1 protein-coding gene is annotated in these 287 nt (G+C 55.7%); it reads right to left on the reverse strand.

The annotated features are described in order from the left end of the window. Window positions 1–239: hypothetical protein (locus ABD792_RS09190; protein ID WP_345005633.1), on the reverse strand; the 239-nt coding region annotated here is incomplete at its 3' end. Between the last annotated feature and the right edge of the window lie 48 nt (window positions 240–287).

Below are 287 nucleotides of genomic sequence, written 5' to 3' on the forward strand. Positions count from 1 at the left end.
CCATAGTTGTGCCACTGGCCCTGCTGCTCCAGCATACCCGTGGCGCGCATCCGCTGGTACTCCCGCTTGACCTGCGACGCACTGATGACGTTACCGTAACCGTCTAGGCGGCGCGAGTTGATCGCGTACCACTGCTCGAACTGCTTCGAGCGGTCCCCCTTATGGTGCGTATGGTACTCCCAGTAAGCATCGAATGCCTCCCTGGCGGCTTCCATGTTAACACCCGGTTCTTCCATCATATCTATCCAGACAGGATAGTCTTGCTCTAGCAAAATATCTCCTTTTCT

This window comes from Snuella lapsa, from assembly GCF_039539345.1.
In the GTDB taxonomy this organism is placed as follows: domain Bacteria; phylum Bacteroidota; class Bacteroidia; order Flavobacteriales; family Flavobacteriaceae; genus Snuella; species Snuella lapsa.